General features: G+C 42.6%; 19 protein-coding genes. 8 read left to right on the top strand and 11 right to left on the bottom strand.

Features of this window, described 5'->3' with window-relative positions:
* Nucleotides 1-15: 15 nt before the first annotated feature.
* From atpD to ACW6QP_RS02300, 4 genes are all read right to left on the bottom strand, one after another.
* A complete protein-coding gene (gene atpD, locus ACW6QP_RS02315; protein ID WP_457909217.1) occupies nt 16-1,530 on the bottom strand; it encodes a F0F1 ATP synthase subunit beta in 1,515 nt (504 codons plus the stop codon).
* Nucleotides 1,531-1,861: 331 nt separating this feature from the next.
* Complete coding sequence (gene glmS, locus ACW6QP_RS02310; RefSeq protein WP_457909216.1) at nt 1,862-3,709, bottom strand: glutamine--fructose-6-phosphate transaminase (isomerizing); 1,848 nt, start codon at nt 3,707-3,709, stop codon at nt 1,862-1,864.
* 24 nt (nt 3,710-3,733) lie between these two features.
* Nucleotides 3,734-5,290, bottom strand: a complete 1,557-nt coding sequence (locus tag ACW6QP_RS02305; RefSeq protein ID WP_457909215.1) for a DUF4270 domain-containing protein — start codon at nt 5,288-5,290, stop codon at nt 3,734-3,736.
* 16 nt (nt 5,291-5,306) lie between these two features.
* Complete coding sequence (locus ACW6QP_RS02300; RefSeq protein ID WP_457909214.1) at nt 5,307-6,116, bottom strand: glycogen/starch synthase; 810 nt, start codon at nt 6,114-6,116, stop codon at nt 5,307-5,309.
* 110 nt (nt 6,117-6,226) lie between these two features.
* On the opposite strand from ACW6QP_RS02300, the gene panC reads away from it, so the two are divergent.
* From panC to ACW6QP_RS02270, 6 genes are all read left to right on the top strand, one after another.
* Entirely contained in the window at nt 6,227-7,078 is an 852-nt protein-coding gene (gene panC / locus ACW6QP_RS02295; protein WP_457909213.1) for a pantoate--beta-alanine ligase, read from the top strand.
* 9 nt (nt 7,079-7,087) lie between these two features.
* Nucleotides 7,088-7,438, top strand: a complete 351-nt coding sequence (panD, locus tag ACW6QP_RS02290; RefSeq protein WP_457909212.1) for an aspartate 1-decarboxylase — start codon at nt 7,088-7,090, stop codon at nt 7,436-7,438.
* 4 nt (nt 7,439-7,442) lie between these two features.
* Entirely contained in the window at nt 7,443-8,435 is a 993-nt protein-coding gene (locus ACW6QP_RS02285; RefSeq protein WP_457909211.1) for a lysylphosphatidylglycerol synthase transmembrane domain-containing protein, read from the top strand.
* A gap of 124 nt (nt 8,436-8,559) precedes the next feature.
* Nucleotides 8,560-9,711 (top strand): alpha/beta hydrolase, encoded by a 1,152-nt coding sequence (locus ACW6QP_RS02280; RefSeq protein WP_457909210.1) that lies wholly within the window; start codon nt 8,560-8,562, stop codon nt 9,709-9,711.
* Between the two features lie 20 nt (nt 9,712-9,731).
* Entirely contained in the window at nt 9,732-11,096 is a 1,365-nt protein-coding gene (radA, locus tag ACW6QP_RS02275; RefSeq protein WP_457909209.1) for a DNA repair protein RadA, read from the top strand.
* A gap of 32 nt (nt 11,097-11,128) precedes the next feature.
* A complete protein-coding gene (locus ACW6QP_RS02270; RefSeq protein WP_457909208.1) occupies nt 11,129-12,268 on the top strand; it encodes a peptidoglycan DD-metalloendopeptidase family protein in 1,140 nt (379 codons plus the stop codon).
* On the opposite strand, the gene ACW6QP_RS02265 is transcribed toward ACW6QP_RS02270, so the two are convergent.
* From ACW6QP_RS02265 to ACW6QP_RS02240, 6 genes are all read right to left on the bottom strand, one after another.
* Nucleotides 12,265-13,299 carry an aldo/keto reductase gene (locus ACW6QP_RS02265; RefSeq protein WP_457909207.1) on the bottom strand — a complete coding sequence of 345 codons (1,035 nt, stop codon included), beginning with the start codon at nt 13,297-13,299 and terminating at the stop codon, nt 12,265-12,267. The genes ACW6QP_RS02270 and ACW6QP_RS02265 overlap by 4 nt on opposite strands.
* Before the next feature lie 18 nt (nt 13,300-13,317).
* On the bottom strand, nt 13,318-14,268 hold the full coding sequence (locus tag ACW6QP_RS02260; RefSeq protein ID WP_457909206.1) for an OmpA family protein: 951 nt from the start codon (nt 14,266-14,268) through the stop codon (nt 13,318-13,320).
* A gap of 8 nt (nt 14,269-14,276) precedes the next feature.
* A complete protein-coding gene (locus tag ACW6QP_RS02255; protein WP_457909205.1) occupies nt 14,277-15,038 on the bottom strand; it encodes an exodeoxyribonuclease III in 762 nt (253 codons plus the stop codon).
* A gap of 77 nt (nt 15,039-15,115) precedes the next feature.
* Nucleotides 15,116-18,076 carry a GEVED domain-containing protein gene (locus ACW6QP_RS02250; protein ID WP_457909204.1) on the bottom strand — a complete coding sequence of 987 codons (2,961 nt, stop codon included), beginning with the start codon at nt 18,074-18,076 and terminating at the stop codon, nt 15,116-15,118.
* A 114-nt stretch (nt 18,077-18,190) separates the two neighbouring features.
* Nucleotides 18,191-19,726, bottom strand: coding sequence for a glycine--tRNA ligase (locus ACW6QP_RS02245; protein ID WP_457909203.1), 1,536 nt, complete (start codon nt 19,724-19,726; stop codon nt 18,191-18,193).
* Nucleotides 19,727-19,792: 66 nt separating this feature from the next.
* Entirely contained in the window at nt 19,793-20,677 is an 885-nt protein-coding gene (locus tag ACW6QP_RS02240) for a hypothetical protein (RefSeq protein ID WP_457909202.1), read from the bottom strand.
* Between the two features lie 65 nt (nt 20,678-20,742).
* On the opposite strand from ACW6QP_RS02240, the gene ACW6QP_RS02235 reads away from it, so the two are divergent.
* On the top strand, nt 20,743-21,423 hold the full coding sequence (locus ACW6QP_RS02235; RefSeq protein ID WP_457909201.1) for a ComF family protein: 681 nt from the start codon (nt 20,743-20,745) through the stop codon (nt 21,421-21,423).
* 57 nt (nt 21,424-21,480) lie between these two features.
* A complete protein-coding gene (locus ACW6QP_RS02230; protein WP_457909200.1) occupies nt 21,481-23,094 on the top strand; it encodes an Ig-like domain-containing protein in 1,614 nt (537 codons plus the stop codon).
* Here the strand turns inward: ACW6QP_RS02230 and ACW6QP_RS02225 are convergent.
* On the bottom strand, nt 23,091-23,873 hold the full coding sequence (locus tag ACW6QP_RS02225; RefSeq protein WP_457909199.1) for an amidohydrolase: 783 nt from the start codon (nt 23,871-23,873) through the stop codon (nt 23,091-23,093). The two genes, ACW6QP_RS02230 and ACW6QP_RS02225, sit on opposite strands and share 4 nt — an antisense overlap.
* Nucleotides 23,874-23,903: the final 30 nt, after the last annotated feature.

Below are 23,903 nucleotides of genomic sequence, written 5' to 3'. Positions count from 1 at the left end.
CTGTTAAGCTTCTAATTAATCTTCTTCAGCCAACATTTTCTCTCCGGCCTCAATAGCTTCCTCGATGGTACCTTTAAGGTTAAAGGCAGCTTCTGGCAGGTGATCTAATTCCCCGTCCATAATCATATTAAAGCCTTTAATGGTGTCTTTAATATCTACAAGCACTCCTTTAAGCCCGGTAAACTGCTCGGCTACGTGGAATGGCTGAGATAGGAAACGCTGTACACGTCTTGCACGCGATACGGCCAGTTTATCTTCTTCAGAAAGTTCTTCCATACCAAGAATAGCGATGATATCCTGAAGTTCCTTATAACGCTGTAAAAGCTCTTTTACGCGTTGTGCACAATCATAATGCTCTTTTCCTAAAATTTCAGGGGTAAGAATTCTGGAAGTAGAATCCAGAGGATCTACCGCAGGATAAATACCAAGCTCTGCAATTTTACGTGAAAGTACCGTGGTTGCATCCAGGTGGGCAAAAGTTGTTGCCGGCGCGGGATCGGTAAGGTCATCGGCAGGTACGTATACGGCCTGTACCGAAGTAATCGATCCGTTTTTGGTAGAAGTAATACGCTCCTGCATGGCACCCATCTCGGTAGCAAGCGTTGGCTGATATCCTACCGCTGAAGGCATACGTCCAAGAAGTGCAGACACCTCTGAACCGGCCTGGGTAAAACGGAAAATATTATCTACGAAGAAAAGTACATCTTTCCCCTGTCCTTCTCCGGCTCCATCACGAAAATATTCAGCAATAGTAAGACCAGAAAGGGCTACACGTGCACGTGCTCCTGGTGGCTCATTCATCTGCCCGAATACGAAGGTAGCTTTAGACTCGCGCATAGCAGCTTTATCTACTTTTTGCAAATCCCATCCGCCTTCTTCCATAGAATGCATGAAGTCATCACCATATTTTATAATACCAGATTCAAGCATCTCTCTAAGAAGGTCATTTCCTTCACGGGTACGCTCTCCAACTCCGGCGAAAACCGAAAGACCACCGTGGCCTTTGGCGATATTGTTAATCAATTCCTGAATAAGTACGGTTTTACCAACCCCGGCACCACCAAAAAGACCAATTTTACCTCCTTTTGCATAAGGCTCGATAAGGTCGATTACCTTGATCCCGGTAAAAAGCACCTCGGTAGAAACCGAAAGGTCTTCAAATTTTGGCGCATCACGGTGAATAGGCAGACCATCTTTTCCGGCTTTGGGAAGATTCCCAATCCCGTCTATAGCATCTCCTACCACGTTAAAAAGGCGCCCGTAAACATCTTTACCAACAGGCATTTGAATAGGTGCCCCGGTGGCCACTACTTCTACCCCACGGCTAAGACCGTCTGTAGAATCCATAGAAACGGTTCTTACAGTGTCTTCTCCAATATGAGACTGCACCTCAAGTACCAAAATAGAACCATCTTTTCTTGTGATTTCCAAAGAGTCATAGATCTTTGGCAGTTCAGCATTTTCTGAGTTGAACACAACATCAACTACAGGGCCAATAATCTGGGCAACTTTACCTGTTACTTTAGACATTATTTAATTCTTTAATGTTTAGTATTTAAAAATCGTAAAAACACCTGCCAGATCGAATTATAAATTGAAAATTCCAAACAGGTTATTTTCAGGCTGCAAAGATAGTTTTTTCCTGATAAAATCATATTCCATAAAGCAGAACTTTTTAGCTTGGCGCCACAAGCCTTAAATCGCGCGATTTCAGCAGAAAAACATTTTAGATTTTCTGAAAATTCAGGCTGAATTTTGGAAGATTCTTCATTGATTCAACCTCCATAAAAATTCATTCCATATAAAAATCCCTTTCAGATTGCTCTAAAAGGGATTTTAAATTTATTCTTCGGAAGCCTGCTTATTCTACAGTAACCGATTTTGCCAGGTTTCGTGGCTGGTCTACATTCTTTCCAAGCATTACTGCAATATGATACGATAACAGCTGAAGCGGAATAGTGGTCACTAACGGAGTAAGCGGCTCCAGAGTTTCGGGCACCTCGATCACGTGATCGGCCAATTCTCTCACCTCTTCATCTCCTTCGGTAACTATAGCGATAATTTTACCTTTTCTGGATTTGATCTCCTGGATGTTGCTCACCACCTTTTCATAATGACCTCTCTTGGTAGCAATCACTACCACCGGCATTTCTTCATCGATAAGAGCGATAGGCCCGTGCTTCATCTCGGCTGCGGGATAACCCTCAGCGTGGATGTAGGAAATCTCTTTAAGCTTAAGAGCCCCTTCAAGTGCAACAGGGAAGTTAAAACCTCTTCCCAGGTACAAACAGTTGCGGGCATCTTTATAGATATCGGCGATCATTTTAATATGTGCATCGCCTTCAAGAGCTTTTTCGATTTTACCCGGAATACGCTCCATCTCCTGCAAATAAGTTCTGAAATCGGAGTTCGAAATCGTGCCGTTATGCTTGGCGAGTTTCAGCGCCATTAAAGTCAATACCGTAATCTGAGTAGTAAAAGCTTTGGTAGAAGCCACTCCAATCTCTGGCCCCGCGTGGGTATAAGCCCCGGCGTGAGTTTCTCTGGAAATTGAAGATCCCACCACATTACACACTCCAAAGGCAAAAGCGCCTTTTTCCTTGGCAAGTTTTATGGCCGCCATAGTATCGGCAGTTTCTCCACTTTGGGAAATTGCAATAATCACGTCTTTTTCAGAAATAATCGGGTTACGATACCTGAATTCTGAAGCATATTCTACCTCTACAGGAATTCTCGCCAATTCTTCGAAGATATATTCCGCCACCAAACCGGCGTGCCAGCTGGTACCGCAGGCAACGATAAGAATTCGTTTGGCATTGGCGATTCGCTCAAGATTATCGTCTACCCCGGCCATTCTAATAATACCCTCATCGGCCAACATTCTTCCACGGAAAGTATCTGTAATCGCAGCTGGCTGCTCGTGAATTTCCTTCAGCATAAAATGGTCATAACCACCTTTTTCAATTTGCTCAAGATTTAACTGAAGTTCCTGTACATAAGGATCTACCAGGGTATCATCCTGGATCTTTCTCACTTTAACGCCTTTATTGCGTCTTACCACAGCCATTTCACCGTCTTCCAGGTAAATCGCATTATTGGTAAATTCAATAAATGGGGAAGCATCTGAAGCGATAAAAAATTCGTCTTCTCCAACCCCAATAGCTAACGGACTTCCCAAACGGGCTACCACTATCTCGTTGGGCTTGGTTTTATTAAAAACAGCAATCGCATAAGCTCCAATAGTTTGGTTAAGCGCAATTTGAACTGCTTTTCCAAGCTTTACTCCTTCTTTAAGAATCACGTCTTCGATAAGGTTCACCAACACTTCGGTATCGGTATCGCTTTCAAAGGTGTAACCTCTGCTTTTCAACTCTTTTTTAAGAGCATCATAGTTTTCAATAATCCCATTGTGGATGATCACAAGATCTCCGGAATTTGAATAATGAGGGTGAGAGTTCACATCATTTGGTTCCCCGTGGGTTGCCCATCGGGTATGGCCAATCCCAACGTTTCCGCTGGTGGGCATTGAACTTTCTAATTTTTCTTTTAAATCGGCAACTTTACCTTTGGTTTTACAAAGGTTTAGATCTTCACCGTTATGCAGGGCAATTCCCGCACTATCATATCCGCGGTACTCCAATCTTTGAAGTCCCTTCAGCACTATGGGATAAGCATCCCTATGCCCTATATAACCTACAATTCCGCACATAAGTTAAGTTTCCTGGTTAAATTATTATTCAGTTTCAGTATAGTAAATTCTAAGTTTCAGGCGCTTTTCTTCGTCATCAGAGAAATTTCCGTGAATCACGGTTCCAAAAGGCGCTTCTACCGTAGAAGTAGGCACTCGCTTCACCTCACCAGAATTTCTTACGCCCACTAAGCCTACACGATTAATATTTTGCACTACTGCCAATCCAAGTTTTACATTATCCCCATCGTTATTCAATATATTCCTAACGTGCTGGGTAAGCATTATCTTATAAAATATCCCGTTCTCATCTTCTCCTCTTTCCAGGGGTCTTGAAAAGGTGGTCAGAGAATTTAAGGGATCATTCTGACTTAGGTCCCTCAATTGAGTACTTGAAAAAGCATAATCTGCGATCATACGATTATTGGTAAGATCATAAACGATAAGTCTTTCGGGCTCGGTAAGCCCACTCATTTTTTCCTGGTTAACATACAATTTAAGACTGGCTTCATTAAAAATCCAGTTTCTTTCCCTAAGTTCCTGCAGTTCGGCCTCATCTTCAAATAAATCGATTACCGCTATACTACCTTCGCCACCCTGCAGATACAAATTTCGGGCCGCACCGGCATTTTGTGAATCTTCGATTTCAGCAGTAACATCTCCTGGCTTCTCATTTCGGAAAGTATTCACCACATTAGACTCAAAGCTAAAAGTATATTGATTGCGAAGTCTTGCGGTTTGGGTTTCTCCATCTTCATCTTCGATCTCCTGTTCATTGGTATAATACAAACGAACCCGACCCGAAGCGGGATTCAGAAAAATAAGGCTACCATCATTATTAATGGCTTCAGCTTTAATGAAAAGACCTCTAAAGTAGTTTCTGAAATTATTGTTGTTCGAAAGCTGTGAAGACCCAGCGCGGTCCAGAATTTTTTGTTCAAAAAATGAAACCGGAAGTTTAATACGCAGTGCCGGTGGTGAAACGATGGTGTCATTTTCCTCACCATTAAACTCATAGTCTACAATTTCGTTGCTCGAAGGCCTGAAATTTTCATCTACATATAAAGCTTCCCCAACTATGTTTTGCTCAAACACATCCTGTTGATCGCTATAATATTTTTGAGCATCCTGGAAATCGGCATCGGGATCTAAATCATTTAGAAAATAACCCGACTCATAAATACTAAGTTTGAATGGCTGATTTCCGAAAATTGAATCAAGGATATAGTCAAAATCGCCTGCGTCATTGCTTTCACCTTCACGGGAATAGTAGGGTATACTCATTACCACACTATCTAACTCTGGTTCGGTTCCAAAAGCAGGAGGAGTAGAACCTAAGGACAATTGTGTTAAAATACTGGCCTGTTTCAAACCATAAACCGGATGGTTATAGGCCCCCAGTTGGTAATCGGTTAAATTGTTGGTCTGTACAGATTTAAGATCCTGGGTGTAGGACCCTACCTCTAACTCTAAAAAATCAATATCGGTAGGATTTTCTATTACTTCACCTCCAACTTCTACGAATTCATCATCACAAGCTGTAAAACTTACAGCGATTCCAAATAGTGCTGCAATCCCCAGCCTAGTTTTTTTAAATATCATTCAGCAATAATTTCTATTAGGATAAAACTTTGGTAGTATAGAAATCCTGGTAAGCCTGGGATAACTCTTCCCGGGTCTTGTAAGGCAATAAGGGTTTATTGATTTTTTCCAGGTAATCTACTAAGTCTGCCGGAACATTATCTCCACCAATTATAAGGGCATCAGAATGATCGGCAGCTGTTTTTATTAGGTTTTGATAACTGGGTTCTTTCAGATGTTTGATATCTGATTTTTCCATTCCATCAAAAAGAATTTTGTCTCGCATTTCCATGTCTAACGTCCCATCGAAACTTTGATTGTATACCGAGGTTACAATTTTAGCTTCGGTAAACAAAGGGTCGTTGCCATAATATCGTCTAAGATACAAAGGAAGCAAGGAGGCCAGCCAACCGTGAACGTGAATGATATCGGGCGACCAGTTCAATTTTTTAACGGTTTCAATTACGCCTTTTGCGAAAAATATGGCTCGTTCATCATTGTCAGAAAACAAATTCCCGTCTTCATCGGTAAGGGTTGCCTTTCTTTTAAAATAATCTTCATTATCGATAAAGTACACCTGCATTCTCTCTTTAGGAATCGAGGCCACTTTAATGATTAGAGGCATATCCAGATCATTAATTACCAGATTCATCCCCGATAAGCGAATAACCTCGTGTAATTGGTGCCTGCGCTCGTTGATATTTCCAAACCGGGGCATAAATATCCTGATTTGACCACCCAGGTTATTCACCATTTTGGCGGCTTCAAAAGAGGTTGATGAAATTTCAGTTTCGGGAAGGTAAGGTATTACTTCAGATGATACGTATAATATCCTCTTATCTTTCATAAATTTGGTGCTTTAAATGCGATTGCGAACAAAAAACACGCAAAATTACAAAAATTTATGCAGAGTCACCTTAATATATTAAGTTTGCACGCTGTTAATTTTGAATTAAAATGCAGGTTTTTAAGCAAAAGCAAGCTCTTATTGATGCTGTTACAGGAGCCCGGGAAGCCGGAAAAAGCATTGGTTTTGTGCCCACTATGGGCGCCCTGCACGAGGGTCACTTATCTCTGGTAAAACAGGCATCTCGAGCCTGTGACCAGGTGGTGATTAGCATTTTTGTAAACCCTACCCAGTTCGACAATCCAAAAGATCTGGAAAAATATCCCCAAAACCTGCAATCAGATCTTGATTTATTGAGCGATTTAAATGGCGATTTCTGGATTTTTGCCCCCAGCCCGGCAGAGCTTTATGGCTCGAAAGTAAGTTCCCAAAACTTCAATTTTGACGGCCTGGAAAAAGTGATGGAAGGTGAATTTCGCGCTGGACACTTCAACGGGGTAGGAACGGTGGTTAAAATTCTTTTGGAGACAATTAAACCCGATAAAGCCTTTTTTGGAGAGAAAGATTTTCAGCAATTGCAAATCGTTAGAAAACTGGTAGAAAAAGCCGGGCTTCCGGTAGAGATTGTTGGCTGCCCTATTCTAAGAGAGGAGTCGGGGCTTGCAAGGAGTTCGCGCAATGAACGACTAAGCGAACTGCATCGCGAAAAAGCCTCTTATATCTATGAAACCCTGCAAAGAGCCAGGGATTTATTTGGCACAGAAAGTGCAGATTATGTGCGGCAATGGGTGCAAACCCAATTCGAAAATCATCCGTTTTTAAAACTGGAGTATTTTGAAATTGCCAATACCAAAACATTGAAAAAAATTAAAAGAAAAAGACCGGGCAATCAATATCGCGCTTTTATCGCGGCCTATGCCGGAGATGTACGCTTGATCGATAATATTGCCTTAAATTCCTAATTAAATTCCATGCTTGTTCACGTAGTAAAATCTAAAATTCATCGCGTAAAAGTTACCGGAGCCGATCTTAATTATATTGGAAGCATCACCATCGATGAAGATCTTATGGAAGCCGCCAATATTATTGAGGGCGAAAAAATTCAAATTGTAAATAACAACAATGGGGAAAGGCTGGAAACCTATGTAATTCCCGGGCCACGAAATTCGGGAGAGATCACCTTAAATGGTGCGGCAGCCAGAAAAGTAGCCAAAGGAGATGTTTTGATTTTAATCGCTTATGCTTTAATGGATTTGGAAGAAGCTAAGAACTTTAAGCCCTCACTGGTGTTCCCCGACGAAGAAACCAATTTGCTGAAATAATTCCTTGAAGAAAAAAACAGCTAATATTTTAAAAATTGTACTCCCGCTTGCATTGGGAGTTTTTCTCATCTGGTATTCTCTTGGCCGCGCCACCCCCGAGGAACGCCAAGAGCTTTGGCTCAATATTATCAATGCAAACCCCCTTTGGATTTTACTCTCCATACTTTTTGGAACGCTTTCACATATATCACGCGCTTACCGCTGGAAATTTATGCTGGAACCAATGGGCTTCAAACCCCGGTTTTCCAATTCCTTTATGGCGGTTATGGCCGGATACCTGGCCAACTTCGGTATACCCAGATCGGGAGAGGTGCTACGGGCCGCAAGTCTTTCCACTTACGAGAAAATCCCTTTTGAAAAAGCCTTCGGAAGCATAATTTCTGAAAGAATAGCCGACGTTTGTATCATGCTATTAATTATGGCCGGCACCATATTTTTACAAACCGAGCATCTTTTAACCTATTTTGAGGCCAATAACATCAATCCGCTCACCAGTCTCATTGTTTTGGCTGTTTTAGTTCTGGGGTTTCTTGGCGGGTTAAAAATTATTCAGCATTCAAAAATTCCCTTTCTGGTTCGCATTCGAAAAATGGCTCAGGGACTTCTGGAAGGAATGCGCAGCATTTTTAAAATGCAGCAAAAATGGGCCTTTATTTTTCACACCCTGTTTATTTGGCTTATGTACGTGCTTATGTTTTGGGTGATTATCTATTCGGTTCCTGAACTGGCCGAAAAAGCAAGCCCGGGTATGGTGATGGCTGCCTTTGTGGTGGGTTCGCTTGCAATTTCGGCTACCAATGGCGGAATTGGAGTTTATCCCGTAGCCATTGGCGCTATCTTAATTCTCTTCGGAATCAGCAAACAATCGGGTGAAGCCTTTGGCTGGATCACCTGGGCGTCTCAAACCTTATTAGTTTTAGTTCTCGGCGGACTTTCATTTATCCTACTCCCTATACTTAACCGTAAGTCCCAAAAAGACGAAATTGTTAAACCCTAGGAGCTGTTTTTAAGACTTGCTGTTAAGCTTTTCCTTAAAAATAGAGCTTTGCAATTTCTTTAACAGCCTGAGCCTGAGTCAAAAATTATCTTTACCTTGTTGAGTATTAACCAAGAATGCACCTATGATGAAAAAATTACTTTTACTGCTGGTAATGGTGGCTCCGGCCCTGCTTACCGGTCAAATTAAATACGAGACTCTTAAGTCTCAGAAGTTAGGCGAAGAGCGCCGAATCAAGATCCAACTGCCCCGAAACTACGAGCAAAACAGCGATAAAAGCTATCCTGTAATGGTAGTTTTAGACGGGGAATACCTTTTTGAACCTGTTGCCGGTAACGTAGATTACTATTCATATTGGGAAGACAGTCCCGAAATGATAGTCGTAGGCGTTATGCACGACAACAAACGCTATGACGATGCCTATTATGACCCAGATCGTACATTCCTTCCTATAGACACGGGAGCCGATTTCTTTGAATTCCTGGGAATGGAACTGCTGACGCATATCGATAAAAATTATCGCACAGCCGATTTTAAGGTTATTGTAGGCCACGATTATACTGCAAACTTCATCAATTATTATTTGCTGAAGGAAGATCCTATTTTTGATGGCTACATCAACCTTAGCCCAGATCTGGCGCCACAAATGACCGAGCGTATTGCCGGAGCCCTGGCCAATCAAAGCCGGAAGAAATATTATTATATGGCCACCGGAAGCGATGATATTAGCGATCTAAAAGAAAAAATCCTGAAATGCGATGGGGAACTTAAAAAGATAAACAGCGATAAGCTGGCCTATACTTTTGATAATTTCCCAAATGCAACTCACTATTCTCTGGTAGGTAAAGCTATCCCTTCTGCACTTGAAAGTATGTTCGAGGTTTATCGCCCCATTACTACCAAAGAATATAACGACGTCCTGATGCAAACCTCGATCTCTTCAGTAGATTATTTAAATGAAAAGTATAGCAACATCAATAATTTATTTGGAGTTAAAAAGAAAATTAGGCTTAACGATTTTATGGCTGTAAATAAAGCCATCGAAAAGACCAGGCGCTGGGATGAGTATAAAGCCTTAAGTAAAATGGCTTATGAGCACTACCCGGGCACTATGCTGGGTATTTACTTCGAAGCACGTTACGAAGAGGAAACTGGTAATCCTAAAAAGGCGATGAGAACCTATCAGAATGCCTACGGACAGCAAAAAATTGGATTCCTGGATACCGATTTTATGTTAGCCAGAGCCGATGCAATTAAAAAAGATTTCGGTTATTAGCGAAAACTATTTCTCGCTTTATGGCCAAGGTTAAGACTACTTTTTATTGCCAGAATTGTGGCAGTCAATATTCCAAGTGGCAGGGCAAATGCTCGGCCTGTAATCAATGGAACACTATTGCTGAAGAACTTGTAGAAAAACCCGACCCAAAAAGCTGGAAAACTCCGGCGCAAAACAATGCCCGGAAAACCGCAAAACCTCTAAGAATTGCTGAAATCGAGACGGCACCCCAGGACCGGATGGACACTTCTAACCAGGAGTTAAATCGGGTTTTGGGCGGCGGTCTTGTTCCGGGCTCCCTTACGCTTTTGGGAGGGGAACCGGGAATTGGAAAGAGCACGCTTTTACTTCAAATTTCATTACTGCTTAAGTATAAAGTTTTATACGTCTCTGGTGAGGAAAGTCAGCAGCAAATTAAGATGCGGGCAGAGCGTATTCATTCCAATCCTACTAATTGTTACATTCTTACCGAGACAAAAACTCAAAATATTTTCAGGCAAATTGAAGAATTGGAGCCCGAGGTAGTTATCATCGATTCGATTCAAACCTTGCACAGCGATTATATAGAAAGCGCTGCAGGCAGTATCTCGCAAATTCGCGAATGTACCGCCGAACTAATTAAATTCGCTAAAGAAACCAACACCCCGGTAATCTTAATTGGTCATATCACCAAAGAAGGCAGCATTGCAGGCCCTAAAGTGCTGGAACATATGGTAGACACCGTTCTGCAGTTTGAAGGTGACAGAAACCACGTTTACCGCATTCTTAGAGCCCATAAAAATCGCTTTGGCTCCACCCACGAACTGGGAATTTACGAAATGCAGGGCAGCGGCCTGAGAGAGGTTAATAATCCTTCTGAAATTCTTATCTCACGAAATGACGATTCCCTTAGTGGAACTGCAATTGCTTCAACTCTTGAAGGTATGCGCCCGCTTATGATCGAGATTCAGGCTTTGGTAAGCACGGCGGTTTATGGTACCCCACAGCGCTCTACCACCGGTTATAATGCCAAAAGATTAAATATGATCCTTGCCGTGCTTGAAAAACGCGCGGGTTTCAGGCTGGGAGCAAAAGATGTATTTCTGAATATCACCGGGGGCATAAGCGTTGACGACCCGGCTATAGATTTGGCTGTGGTAGCCGCGATCCTATCTTCAAATGAGGATATTCCTGTTGAAAAGGATGTTTGTTTTGCGGCTGAGGTTGGCCTGGCAGGAGAAATACGGCCCGTCCCCCGTGTAGAACAACGCATACTCGAAGCTGAAAAACTCGGTTTCGCCTGGATTTTAATCTCCAAACAAAGCAAACTTCCGAAGGAAAATTACAACATAAGCATCGTAAAAGTAAATCGCATAGAAGACGTGGTTAGCCATCTCTTCGGCTAAACTGGCATAATTTCTGAATAAATCAGGCTGCTATGAAAAAAACCGGCCCATATATTTTTTTGTTTCTGAGCCTTCTCTTGTTATTTACAGGCTGTTCTCAGATCAATAAAGCTTCAGATCTTATTACCAAACCCACAGCCAGGGAGAAATACCAGAGAGATTTTGAAATTTCAGATGAGTTATTTGAGATTTGGGAAGCACAGTTAGAACTCGCACAACGGGATAGCCTAAGCCCCGATTTGCCTTATTCACAAACCGGAAAATTCTTTCCCCGCAGCTTTGAGATCTATTCTTATGATCTCAATTTACAGGCCGGGGAGCGATTGAGCTTTTCTTTGGAATCAGATACTCTTTTAGGGCCGGTATTTATGGAACTTTTTGAAGTAGGTGGGGATAGCATACGGGAATTTCGGAAACTTGAATCAATTAAACTGGAAAACAAGCCGTTTTTGTTTGAAGCCAAAGATGCTTCCAATTACAAACTGGTTTTACAGCCCGGCATAGAAGCTTCTGGCAACTACCGGTTTTTAATAGAAAAACAGCCGGTTTTTAAATTTCCGGTAGCCGGAATGGGAAATTCGGCCATTAAAAGTTTTTGGGGAGCCAACCGGGATGGTGGTGCCCGCAGCCACGAAGGCATCGATATTTTTGCAAACCGCGGCACGCCGGTAATCGCAGCTACGAATGGTAGAATTGGTTTTACCGGAGAAAAAGGTTTAGGCGGAAAACAGGTTTGGCTAAGAGATAGCAAAAGAAATCTTTCGCTTTACTACGCGCATTTAGACAGCATAGCAAATGTTTCCGGAAACGTGAAAATTGGTGACACCCTTGGTTTTGTTGGCAATACCGGAAATGCACGAACCACCCCGCCTCATTTACACTTCGGGATTTACCGCAGTTACCGGGGTGCAATTAATCCGCTGCCTTTTGTTTTTACCTATCCAGAGCTTCAACCAGAAGATTTTATTTCTGAAAAACCACAAAACCTGAAGATTAACGGCAGCACTGCGAATCTTCGAAATAAACCCGGCACTACGGGTTCAAAAATCATAGGCCGGCTAGAGGCCGGCGACACCCTGAAGTATTTGGGTAAAAGCGATCAATGGATTCACGCCCGCACCCGTAATGACCAGGCCGTATTTATTCACCAAAGCCTGGCAAGCCCGCTTTAAGGCGCAGGATTCGGATTTGACAAATGCACCTTTTCGATATCCTCTAGAACCTCAGGCGTAAGCTGCAAATCAATACTTTCTATATTTTCCAGCAATTGTTCATTCGAAGTAGCTCCAATAATATTGCTGGTCACAAAAGACCTGCTATTTACAAAAGCCAGAGACATTTGTGTAAAATTAAGCTCGTGTTTATCGGCTATTTCTTTGTAAGCTTTGGTAGCTTCCATCGCTCTCTCGCCTGTATACCTGGAATACTGCGGAAAAAGGTCCAGCCGGCTGTTTTTTGCCAGACCGCTGAGATGCTTCCCGGTTAACATCCCCATACCTAAAGGAGAATAAGGCAAATAACCCACATTTTCCCTTTCTAAAACCTCGGTTAAGCCAATCTCATCTTTTCTATTCAAAAGGCTATACGGGTTTTGCACCGTGCTCATTCTAAGATAGGCCTGCCTCGCCTCTTCCACGCAGCGCATCACCCCAAAAGGGGTTTCGTTAGAAAGGCCTGCAAGACGAATTTTTCCTTTTTTGACGAACTGTTCCAAATTCTCCAGGATTTCCCTGAAATTATCTTCCCATTCTTCGTCTGCCTTGTGCTTATAGTCAAGTTTTCCAAAGAAATTCGTATTGCGCTCCGGCCAGTGCAACTGGTAAAGGTCTATATAATCGGTTTGCAGGCGTTTTAGGCTCTTATCCAGGGCTTCTTCCATTGCTTCCCTGCTGAAGCCCAAATTATCTCTAATATGCGCCACAGCACGACCGGGCCCGGCAACTTTCGAAGCAAGAACCACCTCATCCCGGCGACTGGTTTTCTTTAACCAGGTTCCTATTATTTCTTCGGTACGTCCCTGGGTTTCGGGTTTGGGCGGTACTGCATACATTTCGGCGGTGTCGAGAAAATTCACCCCTTTTTCCAATGCGAGATCGATTTGGGAATGTCCTTCGGCTTCAGAGTTTTGTTGTCCCCAGGTCATCGTGCCCAGGCATATTTTACTAACTTTTATATCAGAATTAGGTAAGGCAGTATATTTCATCAGGTTGGTTTGGGGTGGTTATTCGGTTTCCTGCAGCAATTTGGTGACCTCATCCAGCTTTGGAGCCAGAATAACTTCAATTCTGCGGTTTTTTGCTTTTCCTTCGGAAGTTTCGTTGCTGGCCACCGGCGCATGTTCTCCACGACCTGCAGCAGTAAGATTTGAAGGATCAATATTTTGATTAAGTCTTAGAATTTCTACGATAGAAGTGGCTCGTTTTACTGAAAGATCCCAGTTATTTTTCAGAGCTCCACTTCCGCCATAAGGCACATTGTCGGTATGCCCTTCAATTAAAACCGAAATATCAGGGTTTTGAGCCAATACTTCTCCTAACTGATTTACAGCCTGCCGGCCTTCGGCATTTACCGCCCAGCTCCCCGAACTGAATAGCAATTTATTTTCCATAGAAACATAAACTTTACCGTCTCTTTGCTCTACGGTTAAGCCTTTGCCTTCAAAATTGGTTAGCGCTTTGGAAACTGCCTCGCGCAAAGCATTCATTTTTGCATCTTTGGAAGCGATTAAACTTTCCAGTTCATCAATTCTACGCGACCTGGCATCGAGATCTTTTTCGAGTTTTTCCAACCGGGCCTGTTCAGCTGCCAGCCTGCGCTCTTTTTCATCCAACTGACTAAGCAGCTCGCGGTTTTGCCTGGAATTTTCGGCTATGGCTGCTGAAGAATTTTCTGAAAGCGCATCGTACGAATTTCGAAGTTTTTGATGCGAAGCTTCCAAAGTATTAAAATCGGTGGTTAGCTTTTGAAATTGTTGTTGAAGGGCTGCATGCTCTTCCTGCAAATTTCGATATTCAGACTCCATACCACGGAATTTTTCCAATTCCCTGTTTAAATCTCTGTTCTCGGTTTGCAGCCTGCTGTATTTTGAATCCAGTTCATTAAATTTTTTTGAAGAAACACAAGAACTCAAGACTGAAGCCGAAATGCTGGCGATTAAAAGTATTTTTTTCATAGATAGGTTTATTCTAATTCAACAAGTACGGGACAATGATCACTATGTAAAGCATCGGGTAAAATAACCGCGCGTTTTAAACGATCTTCCAGAGGTTCGGCCACCAAATTATAATCGATTCTCCAGCCTTTATTATTGGCCCGGGCATTCGCGCGATAACTCCACCAGGAATAGTGATGCGCTTCGTCATTAAAGTGCCTGAAAGAATCTATAAATCCGCTTTTCATGAAATTATCAATCCATTCCCTTTCCACCGGTAAAAAGCCCGATACGTTTTTCAATCTTACGGGATCGTGAATATCTATGGCGCGATGGCAAATATTATAATCGCCACAAATCACCAAATTAGGCACTTCTTCTTTTAATTCATCTATATATTCCTGGAAATCGGCCATATATTGAAGCTTATGATCCAGCCTGGCCAGGTTTGTTCCCGATGGCAGGTACAAACTCATCACCGAAAAATCATCAAAATCAACCCTTAGGTTTCGCCCCTCGAAATCCATATAATCGATTCCGGTGCCGTATTCGACATTCTTAGGTTCCACTTTGCTCAAAATCGCAACCCCGCTATAACCTTTTTTTTGAGCAGGATACCAGTAATGATAAGGAAAACCGGCTTCTTCAAAATCTTCGAGATTCAATTGGTTAGGTTCGGCTTTTATCTCCTGAAGACAAAGCACATCTGGATTGGCCTGTTGGACCCATTCTAAAAATCCTTTTCTTATCGCAGCTCTTATTCCATTAACGTTATAAGAAATAATTTTCATAGGAAGGTATTTTCCCCAAAAATAAACTTATCTGAAGAATGCACAAATGGAACAAAAGTTTAAAAACAGGAAAATATTTATTTCACAATTATTCGCTTGACCTTTCCTACTTTTCGGGTGCCCATTCTTACCAAATACACTCCACGGGCCGCATAACTCATATCGAATTCATAAGTGTAGCCAAGACCATCATTATACACCTGGTTTTCGAGTATTTTTCTTCCGGTGATATCGTGAATGGTGATGCGCAGGGTCTCATCAAAATCGGTTTCCATGATAGCTCTAAAATAGCGCTGATCTTCAGAAATAATGATTAAATCGGCATCGTTAAGCAGAAAATCCTCAATGTCGAGATTGCTGTCTATGATATTAACGGTATAATCGTGGGTAGTCCCGTACTCCATAACATTACAGGGATCGTTTAGATCACCTTCAAAACTAACGTCTCCGGCACGAACCCTGAGTAAATGTTCTCCCAAAGCGGCATCGCCGGGTAAAGTAAAACTCACACTATGCCAGCTTCTTCGGGTAGGAATAACTTCAGAAGTAATCACCCGTTCTGAATCTTCAAATACCCCATTGTCATTGAAATCTATCCACATAGACATTTGTTCATCGTCATCGCTGGCGTATAGGCTCTGCACCCTAACTTCGTGCGTGGACTGGGCGCGATCAAGATCGGTGAAATCGCTGGTAAAATCTTCATATCCATTTCCACAGGGAATTCTCTCATTCAGAATATCGCCCAATTCAAAAGAGAAAATCCCATCCCCATAAGTACAATCTGAACCTTCAGGAATACAATCCTGGTGTACTACAAATTTCACCTTTTCATCGTTGGATTCCTTTTGGTCATTTTCAAGCCGGGTTCGGGCACTAATTCTATACCTGCCGGGATTAGATAAATTTGCAGCCCGATCAAAAATCAACACATCATTTTCGCCAGGTTCTAAACTTCCCGTGTAATTCTGCACCACGCTAAAATTATTGTTCACCCTGTATTCTACCGGAAAATTGGATTGCGGCATCCCTCCAAAATTTTCAATAGTAACGGCCACCTGCTCCATTCCCAGGTTCTGCCCATTATCTGGAGAATCTATGGAGGTCACCCCAACATCATTAGGCAGTAAATGGGTTACCGTGGTTTCATAGGCGTCATTAAATTCAGCCTGATCTATATCGAGATAGGTGCTAAGTACAAAATCATATTCCCTGCCTTCTTCCGATAGATCGGCGGTTTGGGAAAAAGTATATTCGGCAGTGCTGGTGGCTGCAATACTTCCCGTAAAGGTTTCAGTAACTGGCTCGCCCCCATCGATCTGGTAACTCACTTCAAAATTAGACTGGGCATTAGTACCGAAATTTCGAATTCTAATGGTGATTTCTTCATTATTTCCCAATGTAGCATCGGTGGGAGAAACCAAAGCGATAACACCAACATCGTTAGGAAAGTCGGGTGCAATCTTGAACACACCCACCTGATTTTTACGCTCAAGTCCATCAAAATATTCGCCGTTATGCCAAAAGCTTAACCCGTCATCGGGATCTACGGCAAGATGAGCATAATCGCCATATCTAAAACTCGGGTTATTGCTTTGCCCTTCTATGATGCTGCGCTCTTCCACAGTCATTTGCCCGGGAGGATCGTTTACATATCTTCCCGTATAACGCAATGAGGGAAAAATTGGGTTTTCAGGGCTATCGTCCAACACCGTATACCCAAGACCAATATTCCCCAGCGCGTCTATTCCAATACTTCCGCAGAAACGATCGCTTTTATCTGGCGCATAGGTTCCTTCCTGATGCACCTGCCAGTTGCCACCATCGGCAGGCTGCCTTAATTCATACCAGCGAATGGCCGCGTGCTCTCCCGGAGACGGGTCTACATCTACCACAAAATTCATCACCACCGAATTATGCGAAGCAAACCTGCGGTATTGGGTGCTGTACATCATCGCGGCCTGCAACACATCTATATCGCGACCATCAAATGGCTGGGAAAGGTTTTCAAAAGAGCCCCCATCGAAAGTAGCTATAAAGGGAGAAACTCCCTGGCCAGGGCCAAGTTCCTGGGATTCTGAAATTGTGGAATTCCCTATGGAATTCCAATCCATGTTCACATTCCATAATTTAAGATGGTCTACCTCTACCCCAGACCAGGCATCATCCTGCAAATAAATTATAGGTGCATTCCCGCGTGGAGGTAGTCTGTTCCCGGTAGCATTAAATCCAGCAGGGCTGTAAAACCCATTGGTACGAATCCCAGGTAGCGGAAAACCAACCACCCTGGCCGATTCTCCCACCAGCATTTTATCGCGTTCAATGGCATAAATCACCGGGGTCTCCCCGGCGGTTCTCCAGTTTTTATTCGTAGTGATATAATAGCCGTCGCTCCAAACCGAAATTTTCGGATAATCTGGTAATACCCCATTGGTTGGAAACCTGTAAGTATACCAGCCATCGGTCACGGGGTTTGGCCCCTGCGAAATGGCTACAAGAAAACTTTCAGGAGTGTCGCTAAATTGGCTTATGATAAACCTATCGGCAAATTCATCGTATAAAATTATGGGATCCCCCAGATTTTCGTTGGTGAACTCGCCTCCTATACTTGCAAGGGAAGCGGGCGGCGTGATTTGATTTCCTTCATTATCAAAAATTGAAAATGCCGAATTCCATCCGTTTACATAATGATTTGGACCTTTAGCGCCTGTAGGGTCTGAGGGCGTCGAACGGGTGGAGGCAGCTTCAAAAGTGATGAGTGGGGCCCTTCCGGGAATTTCTCCCATTTTGAGCTGTGCGGCCGGGTCCTGAGTCTTTGGTAAACCCTTCCCTGGAACCACGGCATTAATCCCGCGGTTTCTGGGGTTGTACAATTTATATTCCGTAGAAGGGGCCTGTAATTTGCGTTTTGAAAATGATGATGACAGGACTGCCCTGGCCGAATCAATATAAACCGGGCCGGCTATTTCTCTAACCTGAGCCTGCAGTCCAGGATGAAAAAGTAAGCTAAAAAGAAAAAGAAGTAATAGTTTTTTCATCTGGAGATATTTCAAATATTCTTTAAAAATAAACAATCTTGAAATATCAAAAACAAAAGAGGCAACGAATCTAATTTTCGCCACCTCTTTTAAGACTATTTTAGTAGGGAATTCCTATCCCATCCAACTTCTAAATTCTACTTCTTTTCGAATTAGCCCGGCTAGCTCGCTAATTGAAACTCGTTTTTGCTCCATAGAATCCCTGTATCGCAGGGTTACGCTTCTATCTTCTAAGGAATCGTGGTCTACCGTAATACATAGTGGGGTTCCCGCAGCATCCTGGCGACGGTAACGACGGCCAATGGCATCTTTTTCATCATATTGCACCTGGAAATCCCATTTTAATTCATCGATGATTTCCTTTGCCAACTCTGGCAGGCCATCTTTTTTAACCAATGGGAGGACCGCTGCCTTGGTGGGAGCAAGAATTGCCGGTAGTTTCAGTACGGTTCTGGTGGTTCCACCTTCTAGCTCTTCTTCCTGAAGAGAAGACGAGAAAACCGCCAAAAACATTCTATCCAATCCTATGGAAGTTTCAATTACATAAGGCACATAATTCTCTCCTAATTCGGGATCGTAAAAACGAAGTTTTTTTCCTGAATATTCTTCGTGAGCTTTCAGGTCGAAATCGGTACGGGAGTGAATTCCTTCCAGTTCTTTAAATCCGAAGGGGAAATTGAATTCTATATCGGTGGCAGCATTAGCGTAATGCGCCAGTTTTTCGTGATCATGGAAACGGTAATTTTCATCACCCAAACCAAGCGAAGCGTGCCATTTTTGGCGGGTTTCCTTCCAGTATTCAAACCATTTTAATTCTTCGCCGGGACGCACAAAAAACTGCATTTCCATTTGCTCAAATTCCCGCTGGCGAAAAATGAACTGTCGGGCTACAATTTCGTTTCTAAAGGCTTTACCTATTTGTGCTATTCCAAAAGGAATTTTCATTCGCCCGGTTTTCTGAACGTTAGAAAAGTTCACGAAAATTCCCTGTGCAGTTTCGGGTCTAAGGTAAAGATCGGTAGCCGACTCGGCCGAAGCTCCCAGCTTGGTACCGAACATTAAATTGAACTGCTTTACATCGGTCCAATTTTTCGAACCGCTCTCGGGGCAGGCAATTCCAAGCTCCTCGATCAAAGCCTTAACATCGGCCAGGTTTTCATCGGAAAGCGATTTGGCTAAACGCTCCAGGATTTCCTTCTGTTCAGTTCTATACCGAATTACCCTGGGGTTGGTGTTTACAAATTCTTCTTCATCGAATTTCTCACCAAAACGCTTCCTGGCTTTTTCTATCTCTTTCTGGGCTTTTTGATTGATTTTTTCAGCATAATCTTCAATCAATACATCGGCACGATAGCGTTTTTTGGAATCTTTATTATCGATTAATGGATCGTTAAAAGCATCTACGTGACCTGAAGCCTTCCAGGTGGTAGGATGCATTAAAATCGCAGAATCCAGGCCTACTATGTTTTGATGCATTTGCACCATGCTTTTCCACCAGTAATCCTTGATGTTTTTCTTGAGTTCAGCACCGTTTTGACCATAGTCATAAACCGCGCTTAACCCATCATATATTTCACTCGATGCAAAAATATACCCATACTCTTTTGCATGGGATATTACATTTTTAAATTGATCGTCTTGTTTTGCCATAGCGCAAAAATAGAAAAACCGCCCTGATTAATACCAAGACGGCTTTTGTAAATTTTAATTTCTAATTTATCTCAAACTAAAAGAACCGGTTCCCAACAAGGTTGCGTCGGCATAGACATAAACCTTATAAGTCCCTTCAAGTAGCTTGTCCTCGCTGGTATTGCTCAGAATACAAACATCGAGTTCATTATTTTCATAATAAACTTTAGATGCAGCACTGTAAACCATAGGTCCACCCTCGTGATTTACCACGATTTCATCGCCTACCAGTTCGTTTTCGGGATTGTAAACCTGAACATACATATTGCGTTCTCCCGGTCCTGCCAGATCATTAGCAGTGATAGTAAAACAGGTTCTAATCTGGTCTACACGTCGGGTACGATCATTTTCTACGAGTTTACCGCTATTTCTTACAATCACACCTTCGCCGCTAAGATTGGTAATTTTTAGCTGCGCGGCCCTATCTACTTTATTTGATAGACTCTGATTGGTATTTTGAAGAGAATCTGAAAGTCTGGTTCTTTCCTGTAAGGCGATACTGGTACTGTCTAAAGTCGTCGTCATTCTTTGGTTTTCGGCGCTAAGACTATCTACCACGCGGAAGAGCCTGTCTTTTTCGGCTCTCAGGTTACTGATTTCTCTTCTGTACCGGGAAATCAAAACCAGATTGGCTTCATTGTCTTTAACCGAATCTAAAAGCCGTGAAATGCGTTCCCGCGCATTCACCAGATCCTGATCCATAATCTCATTCTCTTCAATGGCCTCATCATATTTGATAATAAGGTCATTGAGCTCGTCTTCGATTACGGCTTTTTCCTTTTGGAGGATGGCTTTATTTTCTTTTTCCTCATTGTAAAATTTAACCGTGTAAATTCCAAGAGCGACCAAAGCCACAGCCAGAATTCCGGTTAAGACTTTCAAAGCGGTGTTGTTTTTCTTCTCAGTCATCATATTAACAGATTGATTTAGTTTGTAAATTTATAGGTTTAAACCACTTAGCAAAACGCACTTAACAAATGTTTCACGATTTCATAAATTTGTTATACCCGGAAATTTGCAACTGCTGCGAAGCCGAACTCCTTAACAATGAATGCGTTATATGCACCTGCTGCCTACATGAACTTCCTTTAACCAACTATCATCTTGAAAACGAAAATCCTGTTAAAAAAGTATTTTATGGGCGACTGGAGGTGGTTTCTGCTACCGCATTTCTACATTTTGCCAGGAAAACCAAAGTTCAGCAATTAATGCATAATCTCAAATACAAAGGGCAAAAAGATATTGGCACTTACCTGGGCCGTTGGATGGGTGCTCAATTATCAGAAAATCAAAAATTTAAAGAAATCGAGGTGGTGCTTCCGGTACCTTTGCATAAAAGAAAATTAAAAAGCCGGGGGTACAACCAGGTGGAGAATTTTGCCCGCGAGCTGGCCTTGAGTTTACAGGCTGAGTATATAGACGATGTTTTGGTAAAACGAACGGCTTCAGCCACTCAAACTCTAAAGGAACGCCTGGCCCGCTGGGGCGAAATCGATGCTAATTTTGAGGTCGAAAATTCAGAAAAACTTCAGCATAAAAAAGTACTGCTCACCGATGATATTATCACCACCGGCGCTACTCTGGAAGCCTGCGGAAATAAACTCAACCAAATTCCCGGCCTGCAACTTAGCCTGGCCGCAATGGCGATAACCGATTGATACTTTCAGAAAAATGAATAATAATCGTTTCTTTGTGAGTAGATTTTAAAATAAATTATGCTGAAGCGAATTCCCGGTATCCTGCTTGTTTGCGTTCTTTTACTTAGCCTGGTGCAATGTGCCAAAAAGGGTATGCCCGAAGGTGGGCCCATAGATGAAGACCCGCCAAAGTTTCTTCGCGCTTCCCCCGAAAATTACAACACTAATTTCAAGCGGGAAGAAATTCGAATTTATTTCGACGAATATTTAAAACTCGATAACCCCCGGCAGCAAATCATTATTTCCCCGCCTATAAATCCGCGGCCTTCTATATTGCCATTGGGTAGCCCCCGCAGGGATATTCGAATTCAAAACCTCGATAGCCTGCAACCCAATACTACCTACACGATTAACTTCGGAAAAAGTATTGTAGACAATAATGAAGGAAATCCGTTGCCTTATTTCAAATATGTATTTTCCACCGGTTCATATCTGGACTCCTTAAAGGTTACCGGAAGTGTTAGCGATGCAAGACTAAAGGCCCCGGCCGAATTTATCTCGGTTTTTCTCTATCAAGTAGACTCGGCCTATACCGACTCGGTAGTGTATAAACAAGATCCATTTTATGTAACCTACACCCTTGATAGCAGCGTAAATTTTGAACTGGAAAACCTTAAGGCCGGTACCTATAAACTGGTAGCTATTGAAGACAACAATGACAATTACCGTTATAATCCAAAAAGTGAAAAAATAGGATTTGTAGCCGATCCCATTAGCATTCCAACCGATTCTACCTATCATCTCACCTTATTTAAAGAAGAACTAACTTTCACTCCCGCAAGGCCTAAACTCTTTAAGGGCCAGCAAATTATTTTTGGCTATGAAGGCTTTGTAAATCCCGATAGCGTTGAAATTAGATTGCTTAATCCAACTCCTGAGGGCTTCGATTCCCGCCTGGTGAAAGATCCTCAAACCGACACGCTTTACTATTGGTACAAACCAAAACTCGAAATAGACAGCCTTTCTTTTGAGGTGCGAAGCCCCGGCACACGGGACACGCTTTTTGCGAAAATTGCCAATCCCGAAAGAGATTCCTTAAAGATCACCGCCGAACCTTCGGGAACTATCGAACTCAACCAGGATTTTAGGCTTAGAGCCAACACGCCATTGGTAGAAAGCAATGAAGAATTTATTAGAATTATCGATCAGGATTCGGTTGAGGTGGCTTTTAGCACAGTACTCGAACTTAGAAAAAATCAGCTGCGTATAATTTTCGACAAAACCGAAAGTAATCGCTACCAATTTAGGGCACTTCCAGGAGCGGTTACCGATATGTTCGGGAAAACCAACGATACCATTCGCCAAAACCTAAGCACCCGGTCCCTGGCAGATTATGGCAATGTAGTAATTAGACTTCAGAACAGGAGAGAGCGCAATTTAATCGCCCAGCTAACCGATCTCGAAGGAAAAGTTATTGCCGAATTTCCTCCAAATTCATCTGGCAGTATCGAATTTCCCTATGTAAGACCGGGAAGATACCTGGTGCGGGTAATCATAGACGAGAACGCCAATAATAAATGGGATACCGGGAATTTCCTGGAAAAAAGGCAGCCCGAACCCATTCAGTATTTCAGAGATACCTTAGAAGTGCGGGCCAATTGGGATGTAAGCGAAAGTTTTAACCTGGATTAAAGTTTTATTTCAAACCTGTCTCTATCCTGAAGAAATTTCAGTGAATCCCGGGTTTCCTGAAGATGATTTTTGTCGAGTTTTACGGTCTCTACAAAAACCTCTTCTCTATCTTCTCCGGTTAAATTTTTTCCCAGGCAATCATAAACCGCCGAATGGCCTGAATATTCGTAACCTCCGCCGTCTATTCCGGTGCGGTTAACGCCCACACAATAGCTCATATTTTCAATAGCGCGGGCTTTGAGAAGTGCGTCCCAGGCATTAACCCTTTTATTAGGCCAGTTAGCCACATAGATCAAAAGATCATAATCTTCGGTATTTCGGGACCAAACGGGAAATCGAAGATCGTAACAGATCAGCGGACAAATTTTCCAGCCTTTATATTCCACGATCAGCTTTTCGGTTCCTGCGGTATAGGTTTGGTCTTCTTTAGCCAGGGTGAAGGTGTGGCGCTTATCATAGATTTTATAACTCCCATCGGGGTAAACAAAAAACAGGCGGTTGTAATAATTCTTGTTTTCCTCAATAATAAGGCTTCCGGTAACGGCGGCATCCTGAGATTTTGCCATTTCGCGCATCCATTGCAGGCTGGGCCCGTCCATTTGCTCGGCCAGAGCTTCCGCATTCATACTAAAGCCGGTAGTAAACATTTCAGGAAGAATAATCAGGTCTACCTTTTCATTTAGGTTTTCAATTTCCTTGCTGAAAAGACTGCGGTTGGCTTCGGGGTTTTCCCAGTTAAGATCTACCTGAAGCAGGGCTATGTTTAAGAATTGATTCATATTGGTTTTTTACAAAAATTTAGTTATAAA

The sequence above is a fragment of the Salegentibacter haimaensis genome, assembly GCF_054121495.1.
Note: the sequence above shows the minus strand (reverse complement) of the source record. Positions and strands in the feature narration are given on the sequence as shown.

Coding starts and splice junctions, on each gene's coding strand:
- atpD (WP_457909217.1), bottom strand. CDS start 1,530: ATGTCTAAAGTAACAGGTAAAGTTGCCCAGATTATTGGCCCTGTAGTT.
- glmS (WP_457909216.1), bottom strand. CDS start 3,709: ATGTGCGGAATTGTAGGTTATATAGGGCATAGGGATGCTTATCCCATA.
- ACW6QP_RS02305 (WP_457909215.1), bottom strand. CDS start 5,290: ATGATATTTAAAAAAACTAGGCTGGGGATTGCAGCACTATTTGGAATC.
- ACW6QP_RS02300 (WP_457909214.1), bottom strand. CDS start 6,116: ATGAAAGATAAGAGGATATTATACGTATCATCTGAAGTAATACCTTAC.
- panC (WP_457909213.1), top strand. CDS start 6,227: ATGCAGGTTTTTAAGCAAAAGCAAGCTCTTATTGATGCTGTTACAGGA.
- panD (WP_457909212.1), top strand. CDS start 7,088: ATGCTTGTTCACGTAGTAAAATCTAAAATTCATCGCGTAAAAGTTACC.
- ACW6QP_RS02280 (WP_457909210.1), top strand. CDS start 8,560: ATGATGAAAAAATTACTTTTACTGCTGGTAATGGTGGCTCCGGCCCTG.
- radA (WP_457909209.1), top strand. CDS start 9,732: ATGGCCAAGGTTAAGACTACTTTTTATTGCCAGAATTGTGGCAGTCAA.
- ACW6QP_RS02270 (WP_457909208.1), top strand. CDS start 11,129: ATGAAAAAAACCGGCCCATATATTTTTTTGTTTCTGAGCCTTCTCTTG.
- ACW6QP_RS02265 (WP_457909207.1), bottom strand. CDS start 13,299: ATGAAATATACTGCCTTACCTAATTCTGATATAAAAGTTAGTAAAATA.
- ACW6QP_RS02260 (WP_457909206.1), bottom strand. CDS start 14,268: ATGAAAAAAATACTTTTAATCGCCAGCATTTCGGCTTCAGTCTTGAGT.
- ACW6QP_RS02255 (WP_457909205.1), bottom strand. CDS start 15,038: ATGAAAATTATTTCTTATAACGTTAATGGAATAAGAGCTGCGATAAGA.
- ACW6QP_RS02250 (WP_457909204.1), bottom strand. CDS start 18,076: ATGAAAAAACTATTACTTCTTTTTCTTTTTAGCTTACTTTTTCATCCT.
- ACW6QP_RS02245 (WP_457909203.1), bottom strand. CDS start 19,726: ATGGCAAAACAAGACGATCAATTTAAAAATGTAATATCCCATGCAAAA.
- ACW6QP_RS02240 (WP_457909202.1), bottom strand. CDS start 20,677: ATGATGACTGAGAAGAAAAACAACACCGCTTTGAAAGTCTTAACCGGA.
- ACW6QP_RS02235 (WP_457909201.1), top strand. CDS start 20,743: ATGTTTCACGATTTCATAAATTTGTTATACCCGGAAATTTGCAACTGC.
- ACW6QP_RS02230 (WP_457909200.1), top strand. CDS start 21,481: ATGCTGAAGCGAATTCCCGGTATCCTGCTTGTTTGCGTTCTTTTACTT.
- ACW6QP_RS02225 (WP_457909199.1), bottom strand. CDS start 23,873: ATGAATCAATTCTTAAACATAGCCCTGCTTCAGGTAGATCTTAACTGG.